General features: G+C 60.6%; 14 protein-coding genes. 7 read left to right on the top strand and 7 right to left on the bottom strand.

Going from position 1 to position 16,618, the window contains the following annotated elements; all coding sequences use genetic code 11:
- The first annotated feature begins 97 nt into the window (after positions 1 to 97).
- From I6J26_RS12240 to I6J26_RS12270, 7 genes are all read left to right on the top strand, one after another.
- Entirely contained in the window at positions 98 to 1,891 is a 1,794-nt protein-coding gene (locus I6J26_RS12240; protein ID WP_115021891.1) for a GmrSD restriction endonuclease domain-containing protein, read from the top strand.
- A gap of 103 nt (positions 1,892 to 1,994) precedes the next feature.
- Complete coding sequence (locus tag I6J26_RS12245) at positions 1,995 to 2,777, top strand: hypothetical protein (protein WP_239121796.1); 783 nt, start codon at positions 1,995 to 1,997, stop codon at positions 2,775 to 2,777.
- A gap of 47 nt (positions 2,778 to 2,824) precedes the next feature.
- Positions 2,825 to 4,411 (top strand): phosphoglycerate dehydrogenase, encoded by a 1,587-nt coding sequence (serA, locus tag I6J26_RS12250; protein WP_115021893.1) that lies wholly within the window; start codon positions 2,825 to 2,827, stop codon positions 4,409 to 4,411.
- Between the two features lie 124 nt (positions 4,412 to 4,535).
- Entirely contained in the window at positions 4,536 to 5,555 is a 1,020-nt protein-coding gene (locus I6J26_RS12255) for a 3-isopropylmalate dehydrogenase (RefSeq protein ID WP_115021895.1), read from the top strand.
- 17 nt (positions 5,556 to 5,572) lie between these two features.
- A complete protein-coding gene (locus tag I6J26_RS12260; protein WP_115021897.1) occupies positions 5,573 to 7,429 on the top strand; it encodes a DUF294 nucleotidyltransferase-like domain-containing protein in 1,857 nt (618 codons plus the stop codon).
- Positions 7,430 to 8,056: an exonuclease domain-containing protein gene (locus I6J26_RS12265; RefSeq protein ID WP_115021899.1), complete on the top strand. Its 627-nt coding sequence runs from the start codon at positions 7,430 to 7,432 to the stop codon at positions 8,054 to 8,056. It abuts the gene before it with no gap.
- A gap of 87 nt (positions 8,057 to 8,143) precedes the next feature.
- Entirely contained in the window at positions 8,144 to 8,953 is an 810-nt protein-coding gene (locus tag I6J26_RS12270; RefSeq protein WP_181815365.1) for a fumarylacetoacetate hydrolase family protein, read from the top strand.
- A gap of 2 nt (positions 8,954 to 8,955) precedes the next feature.
- On the opposite strand, the gene I6J26_RS12275 is transcribed toward I6J26_RS12270, so the two are convergent.
- The 7 genes from I6J26_RS12275 to I6J26_RS12305 form a co-directional block, all read right to left on the bottom strand.
- Entirely contained in the window at positions 8,956 to 10,059 is a 1,104-nt protein-coding gene (locus I6J26_RS12275; RefSeq protein WP_070671043.1) for an isochorismate synthase, read from the bottom strand.
- A gap of 79 nt (positions 10,060 to 10,138) precedes the next feature.
- Entirely contained in the window at positions 10,139 to 11,494 is a 1,356-nt protein-coding gene (locus tag I6J26_RS12280; RefSeq protein WP_115021904.1) for a choice-of-anchor M domain-containing protein, read from the bottom strand.
- The gene (locus tag I6J26_RS12285; protein ID WP_115021906.1) at positions 11,491 to 12,378 is read right to left on the bottom strand and encodes an anchored repeat-type ABC transporter permease subunit; all 888 of its coding nucleotides are present in this window, start codon (positions 12,376 to 12,378) and stop codon (positions 11,491 to 11,493) included. Before I6J26_RS12285 ends, I6J26_RS12280 begins: the two co-directional genes overlap by 4 nt.
- On the bottom strand, positions 12,375 to 13,103 hold the full coding sequence (locus I6J26_RS12290; RefSeq protein ID WP_115021909.1) for an anchored repeat-type ABC transporter ATP-binding subunit: 729 nt from the start codon (positions 13,101 to 13,103) through the stop codon (positions 12,375 to 12,377). Before I6J26_RS12290 ends, I6J26_RS12285 begins: the two co-directional genes overlap by 4 nt.
- On the bottom strand, positions 13,096 to 14,013 hold the full coding sequence (locus I6J26_RS12295) for a choice-of-anchor M domain-containing protein (RefSeq protein ID WP_115021911.1): 918 nt from the start codon (positions 14,011 to 14,013) through the stop codon (positions 13,096 to 13,098). The genes I6J26_RS12290 and I6J26_RS12295 overlap by 8 nt, the downstream gene beginning before the upstream one ends.
- A gap of 12 nt (positions 14,014 to 14,025) precedes the next feature.
- Positions 14,026 to 15,510, bottom strand: coding sequence for an anchored repeat ABC transporter, substrate-binding protein (locus I6J26_RS12300; RefSeq protein WP_115021913.1), 1,485 nt, complete (start codon positions 15,508 to 15,510; stop codon positions 14,026 to 14,028).
- Positions 15,510 to 16,607, bottom strand: a complete 1,098-nt coding sequence (locus I6J26_RS12305; protein WP_239121797.1) for a choice-of-anchor M domain-containing protein — start codon at positions 16,605 to 16,607, stop codon at positions 15,510 to 15,512. The genes I6J26_RS12300 and I6J26_RS12305 overlap by 1 nt, the downstream gene beginning before the upstream one ends.
- Positions 16,608 to 16,618 lie beyond the last annotated feature (11 nt).

Genomic DNA, 16,618 nt, shown 5'->3' on the forward strand with positions numbered 1-16,618 from the left:
ACCCGACCAACGCGACGTAGGGATATGGTTTCGGGTTGCCATGTAAGATTCGCTCATAAACGGGCACGATCTCACATCTGCGAGTAGGCTCAGAACCATGGGTTACACCACGCCAAGCTATGACCTTTCTGACCTCTTTGCCCGCATTGATCGCGGGGATATCCAGCTTCCAGATTTCCAGCGTGCCTACTCCTGGGACGAAGACCGTATCCGCTCTCTCATCGTGACCGTCCTGCGCGGCTATCCGCTGGGCGCCTTCTTGGCGCTGGATACTCGCAACGAGACGATGCGTTTCCGCCCCCGCCCGCTCGCGGGCGCGCCGGATACCGGAGTGAACCCAGGCCTTCTTCTCCTGGATGGTCAGCAGCGCCTCACCTCGCTTTACCACTGCTTCCGCGGCGATGGTTACGTGGACACGACGGACTTTCGCTCCAAGAAAGTCTCCCGCAAGTTCTACGTCGATCTGCGCACGGCCACGGGTGAGGACATCATGCCGGATGAGGCTGTCTTTGCGGTGAACCAGCATGGCGAGCTGCAGTCCCACTTTGCTCCGGAGATCGAGGGTTCGCTGGCAAACCGTGAGGCCGCTATTGATGCTTGCTGTATCCCCGTCTCCGCGTTGCTGAGCGAAGAAGGCACGAGCATGCTCTTCGAATTGGCTGCGGCCGACAATGGTGTGAATCGCGATGTTGTCGCTGCCTTTAATAACCGTATCCTGCGCCCGCTTTCGGGCTATGACGTGCCCATGATTCGCTTGTCCCGCGAGACTGCACAAGCAGGTATCGGTTCCATTTTTGCCCAAGTGAACTCCGCTGGATTGCAGATGGACGTCTTTGACCTTCTCACCGCGGTTTTCGCGTCCGAGGATCCGGATTTCCACTTGGCGGAGCATTGGGGGGACGTCGAGAAGCAACTGCGTGCCTTCCCGGCACTCGATGGCATTGGCCGCAATGAGTTCCTCTCCGCGGTCTCCTTGCTGGTCTCGGGTAAGAAGGGCACAGCTGGCGGGCAGCGCGAGGATATCCTGCAGCTTTCCCTGGCTGAGTACCGCGCTGCTTCGTCGACACTCGTCATTACCTTCCGTGAGGTTGCGGAATTCTTGACTGAGCGTTGCATCCTCTCCCTGGACCAGGTGCCGTACAACGAGCAGATTATTCCGCTCGCGGTTATCCTTGCTCGCCTCGCCGAGCGGACAGGTGTGCTTTCCACACAGGATTCGTGGGACCGCCTCAACCAATGGTTCTGGAGCGGTGTCTTTGGTGAACTCTATGGCTCTTCGGCCGTCAAGCTGCGCGCCGCACGTGATGTTGACGAGGTCACCGCATGGGTAGCAGGGGAGACCGAGCTCGTGCCCCAAACGGTGCGCGATGCTTCCTTCCGTGAATCGCGTCTTTTATCCGTCAGCGAGAATGACGGCGTGTGGCATGGCCTTTATGCGCTGCTTATGGCGCGCGGTGCGAAGGATTGGCGCACCGGCCAGCCCTTCAACCGCCACACCTTTGAGGACCTCAAACCCGGCTTCTTCCCGATCTTCCCGCTATCGTGGTGCCAGCGTCATGGAGTAAGCGCCGTGTTGGCCAACTCTGTGCTCAACCGCACTCCGATGGGCAAACGCACCGAAGTTGTCCTCGATGGCCACTCGCCGGAGCGCTACCTTCCGCGCGTGCAGTCCAAGTCCATCATGGAAGATGCCGAGTTCGATAGCGTGCTGGCCTCCCACGAGCTGGAACCGGAGCTTTTGACCTCCAAGAGTGCGTATCAGTTCTTTGCCGATCGCCGCGATCGTTTCGTGGGCATCGTAGAATATGCCTTGAATAAGGCCGTCATTCGTGACGTCGATGAAGCCAACCTGTCTGGTGGTGAGGAGGGCCCGCAGGCTTTTGCACACTAAAGCACTAGTGGTGGCGCTCGCAGTGGGATGTCTCGCTGCGAGCGCTTCTAGCTGTTCGTCCCTGGGCCGGGGCGAACAGTTGGTCACGCAAGACATTACGGCAGTGCCTGACGCCGAGATCGACCTTGCACGTGCCAGCGAAGAGAACCGCCTGCGGCTTATTGATCCTAAGTTCGACAACATGGTGGCCGTCCTCGACGACCCCTGGGGAGCGGAATCCGCACGGCTTTTCTTTAAGAACACCAACACACTCATTCTGGCCGAAAATACAGACGCTGCTGCTCTGCGTGCGGCAACGCTGAGCGTGTCCCAACGCGTTCCCATGGTGACGTATGACGAGTCCATTCGGGGACAAATTGCGGAGTTAGCGACGGATCTGGGGGTGGAACGCATCGTCGTCGTCGGCGATGTTCCCTGGGCTAGTCAACGCGGCGTGCGCGAGGTTATCCATGACCCCGGCAATACCAAGGCCTTAGGGGAATACACGGCCTTTCAATTCACTTCGAAGGTGGTCAAGGATCCAAGCCGTATGGTGGATAACATTGCCCATCTGGATTCCTCCGCGAAAGTTGAGCTCAAGGCGGCTTGGGATCCTCTGCCACAGTACATGACAAAGGAAAAGATGCCAGCGATCCCTGCGGAAGCGCGGCGCGATGCGCAAATGGCCCCCGTTATCGTTGCCACCGTGGATAGCCCAGTGGCCAACGTGGTGAACGCTAATGCTTATGGCGGTTCCGTGATGGTCATGCCGGATCCTGATCCGTCGGCGACGAAGGTCGGGGCGGCAATGACCGCGGGGCTTTCGGAGGGGCCTATCGTGGCACTCGGGCCGGAATTCGGTTCAGTGACAGAATTCACGCATAAAATAGATCAGGGCTGGAAATAATAAACTACACTTCACGGCATCCACTTATCAGCCTAGTGAAGGAAGTTATGTCGAAGCCGGTCGTACTCATCGCCGATAAGCTTGCAGAATCCACCGTTTCCGCGTTGGGAGACACCGTTGAGGTCCGTTGGGTCGACGGCCCCAACCGTGAGGAACTCCTCGCCGCGGTCCCTGAAGCCGATGCGCTCCTCGTGCGCTCTGCCACAACCGTCGATGAAGAGGTTCTTAGTGCTGCAGGCAAGTTAAAGATCGTTGGCCGCGCTGGCGTCGGCCTGGATAACGTCGACATCCCCGCGGCTACTGAGCGTGGTGTCATGGTAGTCAATGCACCGACGTCCAATATTCACTCCGCTTGTGAGCAAGCCATTGCTTTGCTGCTGGCTACCGCCCGCCAGGTTCCGGCGGCTGATCAGTCGCTTCGTCAGGGCGAATGGAAGCGCTCTTCTTTCAAGGGCGTGGAAGTTTTTGGCAAGACCATTGGCATCGTCGGCTTCGGCCACATTGGCCAGCTGTTTGCTCAGCGTCTGCTGGCTTTTGAAACTGTCGTCATCGCACACGACCCGTACGCGAATCCGGCCCGCGCCGCTGCACTTGGCGTGGAGCTGGTGGGCCTAGAAGAGCTCATGGCGCGCGCTGACTTCGTCACTATCCACCTGCCCAAAACCCCGGAGACCAGCGGCATGTTCGACGCGGAGCTCCTAGCCAAGGCTAAGAAGGGGCAGATTATCATCAACGCTGCCCGCGGTGGCCTCGTGGATGAAGCAGCCCTGGCAGAGTCCATCAAGTCGGGCCATCACCGCGGGGCTGGTTTCGACGTATATGCCACCGAGCCGTGCACGGATTCCCCGCTCTTTGAGCTCCCGCAAGTGACCGTGTCCCCGCACTTGGGTGCTTCCACCGTGGAAGCCCAGGACCGTGCAGGCACTGACGTGGCCGAGTCTGTGCTTAAGGCACTCGCTGGTGAGTTTGTGGCGGATGCCGTCAATGTGGAAGGCGGCAAGGTAGGCGAGGAGGTCGCTGGATGGCTGGACCTTACCCGGAAGCTCGGTCTCGTTGCCGGCAGCCTCTTGGGCTCCGCTCCTGTGGCAGTTGAGGTGGAAGCTTGCGGCGAGCTTGCGAACGAAGACGTCTCCGCGTTGGGCCTGTCAGCGGTGCGTGGCCTGTTTTCCGGTGTGGTCACGGAATCCGTGACCTTCGTTAACGCCATGCAAATCGCGGAGAGTCGCGGCGTCGACGTGGAGGTCAAGACGAACGTCGAGTCTAAGGGCCACCGCTCGTCCGTCGTCGTGAAGATTATCGGCTCCGGCGGTGAAGTGTCGCAGCTGACCGGTGCGCTCATTGGTATTGATGGCGTCGAGAAGATCGTCCGTATCAACGGCCGCGGCGTGGACATGCGCGCAACGGGCCGCAACCTTTTCTTCTCTTACAAGGATGCCCCGGGCGCTCTCGGCACGGTGGGCACCAAGCTGGGAGCGGCCGGCATCAACATTGTTGCTGCGGCGCTGACCCAAGGCAAGAAGGTTGATGATGCGGTACTCATCCTCCGCGTCGAGCGCGAGGTTCCGGAAGAACTCATCGAAGAAATCAACGCTGCGCTGGGTGCTAGCTGCCGCCAGATCGACTTCGGCGCTTAAGACGTTGTCGCAACGCGCCGTTCGCGTTGTCTGCGGTACATGCGGTTGAGTGATTTCACCGTCTGGTAGCCGGTGCCGTGGTATTCTCACATGTATCCAACAGGTGAGAAAGGAATCCTGCAATATGAAATTAGCAGTGATTGGCGGCGACGGTATCGGCCCCGAGGTAACCGCGGAGGCGCTTAAGGTTCTTCGCGCCGTGCGCGACGACATTGAGGTTACCGACTACGACCTCGGAGCCCGTCGCTATTTGCGCAACGGTGAGCTTCTCACTGAGGAAGACTTGGCTTCCCTGCGCGAGCACGATGCCATCTTGCTTGGTGCTATCGGCGCCCCTGGTGAGGTCCCGCCGGGCGTGTTGGAGCGCGGCCTACTGCTCAAGATGCGCTTCGCACTGGATCACCACGTTAACTTGCGCCCATCTAAGCTCTATCCCACGGCCACCTCGCCGCTGGCGAACCCGGGCGACATCGACTTCGTCGTTGTGCGTGAGGGCACTGAGGGCCTGTACTGCGGCAACGGTGGTACCCTCCGTGAAGGCACGGAGCACGAGGTGGCCTCCGAGGTTTCTCAGAACACCCGCTTTGGTGTGGAGCGAGTTGTGCGCGACGCCTTCGATCGCGCCATGACGCGCCGCAAGCACGTCACCCTCGTGCACAAGACCAATGTCTTGGTCAACGCTGGTGGCTTGTGGCAGCGCACAGTGAATGAGGTCGCTCAGGAATACCCTGAGGTGACGGTGGACTACAACCACATTGATGCAGCCACTATCTACATGGTGACTGACCCGGCACGCTATGACGTCATTGTTACCGATAACCTCTTCGGCGATATCCTCACTGACCTCGCCGGTGCTGTCACCGGTGGCATCGGACTGGCGGCCTCCGGAAACATTGATGCCTCTGGCACCAACCCGTCCATGTTCGAACCCGTCCATGGTTCTGCTCCCGATATCGCGGGCAAGGGCATTGCCGACCCCACCGCCGCCATCCTGTCTGCGGCTATGTTGCTGCGTCATCTTGGCGATGAAGACAATGCGGCGCGTGTGGAAGAAGCAGTCGCGCAGGATGTCTCCTCCCGGGGCGATGAGCCGGTGCGCACTGTTGAGATTGGTGACCGAATCGCCTCCGCGCTGGCATCCTAACCCTGTAGTCTTGGCGCATGAGCGTCGAATTAGACGAGGTAGTAAGCTTCCTCGCCCAGCACGAGCCCTTCTCCCGCCTGCCGGAGGAGGAGCTCGCCGCCCTGTCCACCCAGCTCAACATTATTTACCTGCGCCGGGGTGATAGGCCCGTTCAACGTGGGGAAACCAACGAGAATCTCCACATCATACGTACGGGCGCCATCGATGTGCTCGGTGAGGATGAGGTCTTGCTGGACCGCCGCGAAGCTGGACTGACCTTTGGGTATTCCACCCTGCAGGGCGAGCCAATCTCCGCCTATGACATGGTCGCGGTGGAGGACAGCCTCATCTTTACCCTGCCGCAGAAGGCTTTCAGCACGCTTGCCCAGCGCAATCCGGATATCGCGCGCTTCTTCTCAGCGCAGTCACGCCAGGTGCGCGCAGCAGCGCGGGAGCTTGCCGACGCCGCCCCGACCGACGTCCTCCGCACACCCCTTGGCGAGTTGATCCGTACCGATGTCCTGACGTCTTCAGCGGATACCACGATCGAGGACGCTGCCCGACTTATGACCGAGCATGCGGTCTCCTCATTGCTGGTAACCCGCGCGGACAACCAGCTCGAGGGTATCGTTACTGACCGTGACCTGCGCTCACGCGTGCTGGCAGCCGGACTCGATCCGAGACAGCCGGTGGGGGAGATTATGACCCCGAACCCGCTGACCGTTTCTACGGATGCACCTGCCATGGAAGCTCTGCTCCATATGGCGGAGCGCGGCATCCATCATCTTCCGGTGGTTGATGAAGGCCGCCTCCATGGCATTGTTACCCAGTCCGATGTGACGCGGTTGCTTCACAACGATCCTGTCTATCTGGCTGCGGATCTGTCACGTCGCAGCAGCCAGCAGGAACTTACCGGTGCGTTTACTGAGGCCACACGTCTGGCAGGACGTTTCGTGGAACGAGGATCCACCCCTGCGGAGGCATCCAGCTTGGTGACCCTCGCTGCGGATGCCGTGGCGCGCCGCCTGTGCACCTTAGCTGAGGAGGAACTGGGTCCGCCGCCGGTGGAGTATGCTTTCGTGGCCGTGGGGTCTCAAGGCCGCCGCGAGATGGCTCTGGCCTCTGATCAGGATAACGCCCTCGTCCTTGCGGATGATTACGACGCTTCTGTTCACGGTGAGTACTTTGCTGCGCTGAGCACCTTTGTGTGCGAAGGCCTCGCTGACGCTGGCCAAGTCTTGTGCCCCGGTGACATGATGGCTATGACGCCTGAGTGGCGCATGACGCGCTCGGAATGGACCGAGACCTTCCGCCGATGGATCCGTGACCCACAGCCGGATGCGTTGCTCAATGCACAAATCTTCTTCGACTTCCGCGTCCTCTATGGCAACGAGCGCCTTGGTCGCCTCGTCCACAATGCTGCCGTGGACATGGGTAAGGGGGCCACGCGTTTGCATGCCCACCTGGCTAGTTTGGCTGCGCGACGCGAACCTCCGCTGACCTTCTTCCGCGGGCTCGTCGTCGAGCGCGACGGTGATTATGCCAATACTCTCGACATCAAGAAGGGCGGTACGGCGGGCATCGTGCAGATGGGGAGGCTTTTTGCCTTGGCGTCTGGCTCGCCTGTAGTGGATACGCGGCAGCGTCTCCGTGAAGCTGCGGGTGATGCGGTGAGCCGCCAGGGAGCCCAAGAGCTTGTCGACGCCTTCGACTTTCTCCGCGCCCTATCCTTTCAGCACCAAGCCCGCCAATTGCGCGAAGGCGTTCCGCCGGACTACCACATCGATCCAAAGAGCCTCGGCCGCCTTGAGCGCGAGCGCCTGCGTGATGCTTTCCGCGCCATCAAGTCAATGCAGAATGCACTGGCCACCAAGTACCCGGTGAGGAGCATCTAGATGTGGGGGAGATGGAGCCGAACGCGACGCCGCGCTGACTGGGGAGCGCCGGCCTCCTCGACCCCAATCGATGATCTGGCTCTGCTTGCAGTGGATATGGAGACCACAAGCCTCGAACCCCGCACAGGCGACATCGTCTCCATCGGCTGGGTGCCGGTCAATGGCGGAACAATTGACCTCTCTGGTGCCGGATACTACATCGTTCGTGGCGCCCAGGTAGGGGAGGATGCCCACGTGCACATGCTGACCCAAGACATGGTGGACGGTGGCATTGAATTGGAGGAGGCGGCAACACACCTGCGGCAAGCGCTGGAGGGCCGCGCGCTCCTTGCACACTTTGCACACCTCGAAGTGGGGTTTATTGAGACGCTGTCCCAGCGGGTCTTTGGTGAGCGCCCGCAGCTGGCCGTCGTTGACACGTTTGCCTTAGAACGACGCCACATGGAGCGCATGGGAACCTACCCGCGCGGAGAAGATCTGCGCCTTGCGCGCGTGCGCCAACGCTATGGCCTGCCGCGATATGGCAACCACAATGCGCTCAGTGATGCACTCGCCTGCGCTGAGCTATATGTAGCCCAGCGAGGCAACACCCGCGCTGTCACACTTCGGGACGTGGCACTGCGTTAGTTCCTCTCCCTGGGCGCGAAACATTAACAGGATTTACACCGTAGCCTCGATGCGGTGTGAATGATCCTCGCGAGTAGTATGTCCGTTATGCGTTTAGGACGAATTGCCCATACTGAAGGAATCTGTTTCGCCATCATTGATGGCCCAGCTGATGTCCCACTGGAGCAGCTAGTTGCCAAGGAGATCGCTGGTACACCGTTTACCCCGCCCGAGCCCACCGGCCGCGAGTGGCCTCTCAGTGAGGTTCGCCTCTTGGCTCCGACCCTGCCCACGAAGGTTGTGGCCTTGGGGCGTAACTATGCCGACCACGTGGCGGAGGTCTTCAAGGAGTCTGCGGAGCATCTGCCGCCGACCATCTTCATCAAGCCTTCCACCGCTGTCATTGGGCCGGGCGCACCAATTAAGATTCCGGAATTCGCCACCAATGTGGAGTTTGAAGGCGAGCTCGCTGTCGTGATTTCTAAGGTGTCGAAGAACATCGACCCAGAGAACTGGCGCGATCACGTCGTGGGCTACACCATCTGCAACGATGTCTCTTCCCGTGACCTGCAGTTTAAGGACGGTCAGTGGGCACGTGCCAAGGGCATTGACACCTTCTGCCCGCTCGGCCCGTGGATTGAGACGGACTTGGATTGCATCAACCTGGATGATCAGAAGATCAATGCCTACCTGACTCACGATGGCAAGCGTGAGCAGAAGCAGGATTCCAACACGGACCAGATGATCGTGAAGATGGGCGGCATCATCGCCGAAATTTCCCAGTCCTACACCTTGTTGCCGGGCGACGTCATCACGACGGGTTCGCCCGCAGGTACCGCGCCGATGGTTCCGGGCGACACGATTGAAATCGAGATTCCGGGCGTAGGCAGCCTCACTAACCCGATTAGCCGCGCGTAGCGCTATAGATTGAGCGCGCGCAGGATGGTGCGCAGCTTCGCCGTGGTTTCTTGGAGTTCCGCCTCGGGATCGGAATCCACGACGATGCCGCCGCCGGCCCATGCGCGTGCCGAGAGACCATCGCCAGCGACCTCCGCGCAGCGGATGGCCACCATGTACTCGCCATCGCCGGAGCTATCGCACCATCCCACCGCGCCGGCATAGAAGCCACGGTCAGTCTCAGCGGTTTCAATCAGCGCCTGCGCGGCCTCGGTCGGCGTGCCGCAAATGGCAGGAGTGGGGTACACAAGCTCGGCCAGCTCTAGTGCTGTGATGCTGGGATCATTGAGCGTGCCCGCGATCGGGGTACCCAGGTGCCACATCTCGTTGGTGGAGGTGAGCTGCGGTGAGCTAGGCGCATCGAGGCTCTCACACAGCGGCTGCAGGATGCGGCGAATGTGGTCGACCACAAAGGCGTGTTCGCGCAGATCCTTGGCGGAATTATGGAGGTCTTGACCGGCTACGATGTCGCGTGCGCGGTCAGCGTGACGCGGAGCAGAACCCGCGAGGGGGAAGGCCGTTACCGTCGAGCCTTGCTTCTTGATGAGCACCTCCGGGGAGGACCCCACCAGCATTGCGCCTGGGCGTCCTGCAGGGCTGAGGTCGGCGATGAATCCATCGCGGTGTGAGGACAAATCGATAAGGCGTGCCGCCACGAACAGCGGATCCACGGGGGTTAAGAACTCGATATCGACCGCGCGTGCCAGCACGACCTTATCCAGTTTGGACGCTTCAATCGTGGCGATGGCTGCTTCAATGCGGCGCAGGTGTTCTTCGGGTTCCGGATCGAATCCGGTAACGCGAGCTTCGAGCGCGCCACTACGGTAGTAGGCATGCGGCTCCAGCGGACCATCTTCGCGGATGATGCTCTCGGGCACGGTAAGTGCTGCAGCCTCTCCCTTGTGAAAAGGAAGGGCGCCGACGACCATTTCTGCCTCACCACTGCGCAGTGCGGACACAGCGGCATCTACTTCGTCAAAGGTGGCTACCGATCCTTGGGTACGCACAGACCCCGTCGCACGGGACAGGAGGAAATCTGGGGCGGTGGAGGGTCTGTGAACACACATGAGGAACAATTCTAGTTCCTTTAACTGTTCCTGCTAAAACGAGATCGGCAGCTATATTTGCGAAGCCTTGGTTGCGAAGCTAGTCACGACGACGAGGCCGGAAGAACTGCACTGCGATAAACAGCCCGATTCCCAGCAAAAGAGACAGCGCTCCCATACCGGCGAGGAACCCCGCCCAGAAACCCACCATCGGTGCGCCATAGCTCATAGCCTGGATGTTTTCAGCCTGCGGCATGGTATCGCTGTCTTCTCCAGCTGCGCGGTTTTGTGCCGGCTGGGAGTCGCGAGCAGTCTTCTTATCGTCGTCCTTGGGGTTGCGTTCAGAGCGGTCGCGTTGTGCGGAATCTCTCTGTGCCCTTTCTTTGTGGGCTGGTGCGTTGCGCTGTGTTTCCTGGCGCTGTGATGCTGGACGGGGAGCGGCATTGCTGTCCTGCCTCCGGCTAGAATTCCCCTTATTGTCCGACTTTTCTTCCTGCGTCGCCTTGTTCTCCTGCTGCGTAGGTTCCTTGGCCTTGGAGCGCTCCGAGTCGCGAGACTCTCGGCTCCGGCGCGATTCACGCGGAGCTTTCGACTCTGACGGGGAGCCGCCGGTGAGGAAGGCATCGGCTTCCTTGAAGGTCTTGTCCATCGTCTTGTCTAACTGGGCAATAGCCTTCGACGTGTCGTTGATGTCCTTAGCCAGCTGCTGCGGGCGGCTTTTGGCGTTACCGGACCCTGAGCCCTCTGTGCTTCCTGCGGTCGAACCCCAGTCCAGCTGACAGAGCTCGGAAGAATCTGCTCCGTCGACCAGGAAGGGCACGTCGATAGAGTACTCAGAGCCGTCATTGAGCGTGAAGGTGAAGGTTACCGCATAGGCGCCAGGCTCGGTAAAGACGATGCCGGTATGGCTGTGGAAGTGGTCAGGATAGTCCCAGCTCGCATCAGGATTCTCCGAGTCAAACAACACTGTCGGTGCACCGCCCAGCGCGTTCTGGAAACCCACCACGCGCCCACCCTCAGGCCCACTGTGCAGGGTCATCGACAGCGTTGCATCCCGTGCGGTGTCCTCGTCGATGTAACTGGTGTTGAATCCCAGCCAGGGAATGTCCGGGTCTTGAGTTTGAGGAATCTGCCATCCGCGGGAGGGAATGTCCGCGCCGGCGGAATCTTCGAAGGCTGCGTTCGATCCCACCTCGACGTAGAAATCGCCCGAGGAATAGTCACGCCCGGATTCATCGTCGCGGGCAACGAAGTCTAGATCACCGCTATTGCCTATAAGCGCCAAGTCTTGGTGCCCACGGGTAAAGGCGTGCTGCGAATCGGCATCGCACGTGGAGTTGTCTTCGGCAGAGTCAGCAGCCCAGGCCAGTGGGGAAGCAGCAACACAGAGCGGAGTTGCGAGCGTCAAGGCCGCGGCGGTGGTGAGGGTCAATGGGCGGATGATGAAGCGGTTCATGCGGACAGGGACTCCTTAGGTTGAGGGGTAAGAGCAGTAGCGCGGCGGGAACTCAGGAAGGGAGACGCTACCCATGCCACGAGGAAGCAGGCGGTGAGCAGCAAAACGATGGTGGCTCCGGCGGGAAGGTCAATGGCCCACGCCAGGTAGATTCCGATAAAACTGCCCAGTGAACCAATGAGCGCAGAGCTCAGCATCATCGTTCCTAGTGAGTCGCAGAGCAGGCGTGCCGTGGCAGCCGGTGTAATGAGCAATGCGAGAACGAGGATGTTGCCAATCGTTCCGACCGAAATCACTACCGCGCCCGTCACGCACAGGTAGAGCACGATATCCAGAGCGAAGACCGGCAGGCCCATGGCGCGAGCGGTCTCTTTGTCCAAGCACGTCGCGGTGAGCTGTGGGCCGAGAAGGACGATGACACCCACGATGAGCACGGTGACAACGAGTGCCGTGTAGAGATCCGTGCGGGATACACCGGTCAGTGAGCCGAAGAGGAAGCTGGTCAGGGATGCCGTGTAGCCCTCGACACGGGAGATGATCACCATGCCGAGTGCAAAGGACGCGGCAAAGAAAATGCCGATGACCGAATCTTCCCGCACTGTGCGGCGCTGTGAGAAACACGCAATGAGTAGGGCCACCGTACAGCCAGCCACGGCACCGCCTATAAGGACAGAACCTTGGAGCACGAAGGCTATGGCCAGCCCTGGGAAGACAGCGTGGGAGACTGCATCCCCGATAAACGCCATGCCGCGCAGTACGACATAGCATCCCACGACGCCACACACGATGGCAGCAAGGATGGAGATACCCACCGCGCGGGCTAGGAAGTCCAAGTTCGGGTTGACGAGGTCTTGGAAGAACTCGAACAGTGAAATGTCGATCATGCTGCCACCCCAATCGCGGACAACAGCGGCGACGAGGTCGACACACCGAAGGTATCGCTCCAGGGCTGTGGACGCAGACGAATCTCCTCCGCGGGACCGTCGGCCACAATGCCCCGGTTAAAGAGCACAAGGCGTGAGCAGGAGTGGGCCGCCTCAGAGAGATTGTGCGTAGACATGACCACGCTGGTGCCCTGCGAGGTGAGTTCGTCAAAGAGGTACAACAGCTCTTCGGTGTTGGGGGCGTCGAGGCCGGTAAAAGGTTCGTCGAGAAGCAGCACGTCCGGTTCGGTGGCAAGGGCACGCGCGATGAGGACGCGCTGGCGCTGGCCGCCGGAAAGCTGCGCGATGGGACGCCGAGCGAACTCTTCTAGGTTGGTGAGTTCAATCGCGCGGCGCGTTGCCTCCTTGTCCGCATGGCGGGGTCGGCGCAGCCACCCCACGAGCCCCGTGCGGCCGCTGAGCACGGCTTTAGCCACGGTAATGGGAAAATCCCACTCCACGTCATGGCGTTGGGGCACGTAGCCCAGCGAGGTGGTGACGTCAATCGTGCCAGTGGATGGAACGAGGCCCAATATAGCGCGCAACAGTGTGGTCTTACCGGCACCATTGGGTCCCAGCAGTCCGATAAACTCGCCCGGGTTGACAGTCAGGCAGGCGTTCTCAATTACGCGACGGCCCGCCAGAGTGACGCTTAAGTCTTCTACGGAAATGAGGGGACTAGTCACGTCGCCCTCCCTTCGTGCGTGCGGCGGCGATGAGAGCAGCTACGAGCACAAGCACACCAAGGCCCGCGAGAGCCCATACCCACACTGGGACGGCACCGGGGGAGGAAGAATCGTCCGCATTCATGCCCGCAGCAGAGTCATCCCACTCGGTGGCCTGTGCTTCAGCCACGTCGGTGTCGTTGCCCACCGCGAATGTCAATGTGGCCTCTGCAGAAACCTCAGAACCAGCGCTATCGCCAGAGCCCTCGCCCGTCATGCGCACTCGCACTTGGTGGATACCTGGCTCGGTGAATACCCAGTTGGCGTGGGTATGCGTGCCCAAGTCCACCCAGAATCCTTCGGTAGCGGCGTCGGCGGTGGACCACAGCAGCTGCGGTGGTTCAAAGCCTCCATTTTGCAGGAAGAGGGAGAAATCACCTGGCCCTTGGTGTCCGATGAACTCCATGGTGAGGCCGCGGTCAACGTTCTCGTTGAGCGACGGCGCTTGCGTATTCCAGCCCAGCCACGGAACGTCGGCTTGTTCGGTCTGGGGAACTACCCAGACGTGAGAACCTGGGTCTGCGCCAACAAAGGAAAAGGCCTCGTCCTCCGGCAGAGTAAGTTGAGCATCGTCGCTGACATCAAAGACAACGTCATCGAGCTCGCGCCAGACTGGCTTCTCGGCCGAATCATCGCGGGCTAGAAAGTTCGCCTGCCCGTCAATGACCTGCAGACCTAGATCTACGTGGCCGTGGTCGATAGTGGTTTCGGTACCGGGTGCAGCGACGTCTTCGTCGGCGCTGACAACCTGCGCCAGATCTCCGGCCCAGGCGGCGGATGGGGCAATCGCTAGGCATGCAGCGGTGAGCGTTGCAGCCAGCGCTGTCATGAGACGCGGGGCATAGCGTGGACGGGTAACGGTAATGGTCATTTATTCTTTCCTTTATGAGAGACAGCGGTTGAGTGACTCGGCGTTAAATCGCATGAGGTCGAGGTAGGTGGGGACAGCGTCATCGAGAGTGTCGCCGTAAATGGGGCACACCGCAATCCCTAGGGAGTGCGCGGCTTCTCTGATGACATCGGCGCTGGCCTGTTGCGTGGGCTCGATGAAGACAGCGGGCAGCTGTAGGTTCTCCAAGGTTCGGCGCAAGGCAATGACGTCGCGCGGTGAAGGCTCGATGGCGGGGTTCGGGGTGACAAATCCGGCGATATCAATGCCATAGCCTTGCTCGAGGTAGGCGTAGCCGTGATGTGGGGTCACCAAGTGACGGCGGCGCTCAGGGAGAGCAGTCAGAAGGTCACGGACATAAGAGTCCGTATCTCGTAGCTGTGCGGCGTACTCCTGGGCCCGGGCGCGGTATTCGGCGCCATGCGAAGGATCCGCCAGGGCGAGTTGGTCGGCGATAACTTCGGCGTAGGCGATGACATTCTTAGCGTTGTGCCACAGGTGTGGGTCGACCTCACCGTGGATGTGCTTGCCCAGCACTGCTTGGGGGAGCAGATAGGTCTCGTCGCCGGGCCGACCGAGGAAGCGGTAGGAGGGATCCGGGGGAATTTCTTGCAAGGTCGAGGACGGGACACTGAGTGCTGTGGTGGCGGGGTCAAAGTGTTCACCCTGATCTTCAAGGCCCAGCTTGCCTGTGCCCAAGTCCGCGGTGATGTCGACGTGGCCCTCACCCAGTGAGTGCATCCCCTCCGGTGGCGTAACGCCAACGGCGACCGTGATGACTTGTGATGCCGAGTCCGTTGCGCCGAAGGTCAGGCGATAAATGCCGGGCTTGCTAAATGCCCAGGAGACATGGGTATGAGCGTTGGCCGGCAGCGTGGTGGAATCCTCGCGCTCGCTGACACCATCGGCCGTGTTGAATAACGGTTCTGGGGTACCGAAAGTGGAGACCACGTAGGCGGCCACATCACCGGGACCTGTGGCGTCGAGGAGCTGCATTGTGACACTGTTGCGCCCGGCAGGTGCGTTGCGCACGCGCAGACCCAGCCAGATGGCATCCAGTGCCACATTTTCCACCAGCGGCACGAGCGTGGCGCCGCGCGTCGACGCTTGGTCCGCTACCTCCGTCACGGGAACGTCGGAGGATTCGTTCATGGATTTCATGAGGTTCTGCGGCTCCAGGAGCAGGCCGTTGGCCAGCAATACATCCGCGGTGGCGATATCCCTGACAGTGCGCAGGCTCGGCTCGAAGGTGTGCGGGTCCTTGCCAGCAGGGATCAGCGTGGTCACCTGGGCGTCGGGGCCGGCGATGTGCTTGGCGACGTCCCCCAGAATCGGCGTCGTCGCCACCACCTTCATGCCCCCATCGGAAGCATTCTCGCCGGCGGCGGTGCTCGCGCAGCTGGTAAGTATTGCTGCCACTGTGGTTAGCGTGATGAGCAGAGCTCCGCGGCGCGCTGCTCGTAGAGTTGCCAAGGGCATCAGTCGCGGCCCCTCGCCAACGCTAGGCGTGCTACAGCCAGGCCGAGAACCAGCATTCCGAGGCCCAAGATTCCGATACCCCACGGTAGGAGGCTCTGTCCACTGTCGTAGTAGCCGGTAGCGGCCACGGTGTCGACATTCTCAGCAGAAGGACTCGTGTGTGCAGTGCGCTCAGCTCTGCGCTCCTTGCGATCCTTTCGATCAGTGCGCTCTTTCCGGTTCGACCTGTCTTTGTCTTCCTTAGGCTTATGAGTGCCTTTGGCACTCGCTGCTGCTGCAGGACCATTGGCCACGCCGGGGGCGCTGCCAGAACTCACGTGGGATTCGCCACCGGCATCAGAAGGGGACTGGGGGTTGGGGGAGGCGTCGCCAAGCACAGCATCCTCACCGTGACCGGCACCGTCTTCGGTCTCATCCGACTCGTGCTCGGATTCATCCGCATCCTGCGGTGCCATCTCGCCGTCACCGACGTCCCACGTGTAGGTCACCTGGTTGCTGGCATCGCCATTAGAGACCGCCTGAACTGTCATGGTGTAGATACCAGGATCCGTAAACGCCCAGTTGACGTGGCGGTGCGCCGGGTAAGCTTGGTTGATGACATCACCGCTGACCAGGTCCAGTGCGCCTTCCTCTGTAACCGGTTGAATGTCGCCGAAGCCAGCGGTTTCGAAGACGAAGATGTCTCCAGGTCCGGTGACTTCAACGAACTCAAGGTCAACGTCCTTGTACCCTGCGGACTGCGCTGGCTGGGTATCCCATCCCGGCCACAGAAGCGAGCTGTCCTGGGTCTGCGGCAGGTAGTAGGTGGGAGTTCCGATACCGTCGATACGCTCAGTGGCGTCGTTCCATGCTTCCTCGGTGACCTTGAGGGTGACATCGTTGCCGGGGTGGACAACACCACTGCCGGTGATGTCCTCCTTTAAGGACAACGTGAGTTCGCCATCAGGGGCGGTGACGTAGAAAGCATCGACGTGGCCGGAATCGAAAACCTCGCCGTCAGCATGGGCCGCGGGCACCGGGGCGCCCATGAGCATGAGGGATAGTGAGGCCGTTGCCGCCACGGGGGCGGCAGCCGTGCGGTGAGAGATAAAGTTCACGGTGAAACTCC

Origin of the sequence: Corynebacterium minutissimum (genome assembly GCF_016889765.1) — a bacterium.
Lineage (GTDB): Bacteria > Actinomycetota > Actinomycetes > Mycobacteriales > Mycobacteriaceae > Corynebacterium > Corynebacterium minutissimum_B.

Bases quoted from the DNA above. Each gene is read 5' to 3' on its own strand.
- I6J26_RS12270 (WP_181815365.1), top strand. From the start codon at position 8,144: ATGCGTTTAGGACGAATTGCCCATACTGAAGGAATCTGTTTCGCCATC.
- serA (WP_115021893.1), top strand. From the start codon at position 2,825: ATGTCGAAGCCGGTCGTACTCATCGCCGATAAGCTTGCAGAATCCACC.
- I6J26_RS12260 (WP_115021897.1), top strand. From the start codon at position 5,573: ATGAGCGTCGAATTAGACGAGGTAGTAAGCTTCCTCGCCCAGCACGAG.
- I6J26_RS12285 (WP_115021906.1), bottom strand. From the start codon at position 12,378: ATGATCGACATTTCACTGTTCGAGTTCTTCCAAGACCTCGTCAACCCG.
- I6J26_RS12255 (WP_115021895.1), top strand. From the start codon at position 4,536: ATGAAATTAGCAGTGATTGGCGGCGACGGTATCGGCCCCGAGGTAACC.
- I6J26_RS12265 (WP_115021899.1), top strand. From the start codon at position 7,430: ATGTGGGGGAGATGGAGCCGAACGCGACGCCGCGCTGACTGGGGAGCG.
- I6J26_RS12240 (WP_115021891.1), top strand. From the start codon at position 98: ATGGGTTACACCACGCCAAGCTATGACCTTTCTGACCTCTTTGCCCGC.
- I6J26_RS12275 (WP_070671043.1), bottom strand. From the start codon at position 10,059: ATGTGTGTTCACAGACCCTCCACCGCCCCAGATTTCCTCCTGTCCCGT.
- I6J26_RS12280 (WP_115021904.1), bottom strand. From the start codon at position 11,494: ATGAACCGCTTCATCATCCGCCCATTGACCCTCACCACCGCCGCGGCC.
- I6J26_RS12295 (WP_115021911.1), bottom strand. From the start codon at position 14,013: ATGACCATTACCGTTACCCGTCCACGCTATGCCCCGCGTCTCATGACA.
- I6J26_RS12300 (WP_115021913.1), bottom strand. From the start codon at position 15,510: ATGCCCTTGGCAACTCTACGAGCAGCGCGCCGCGGAGCTCTGCTCATC.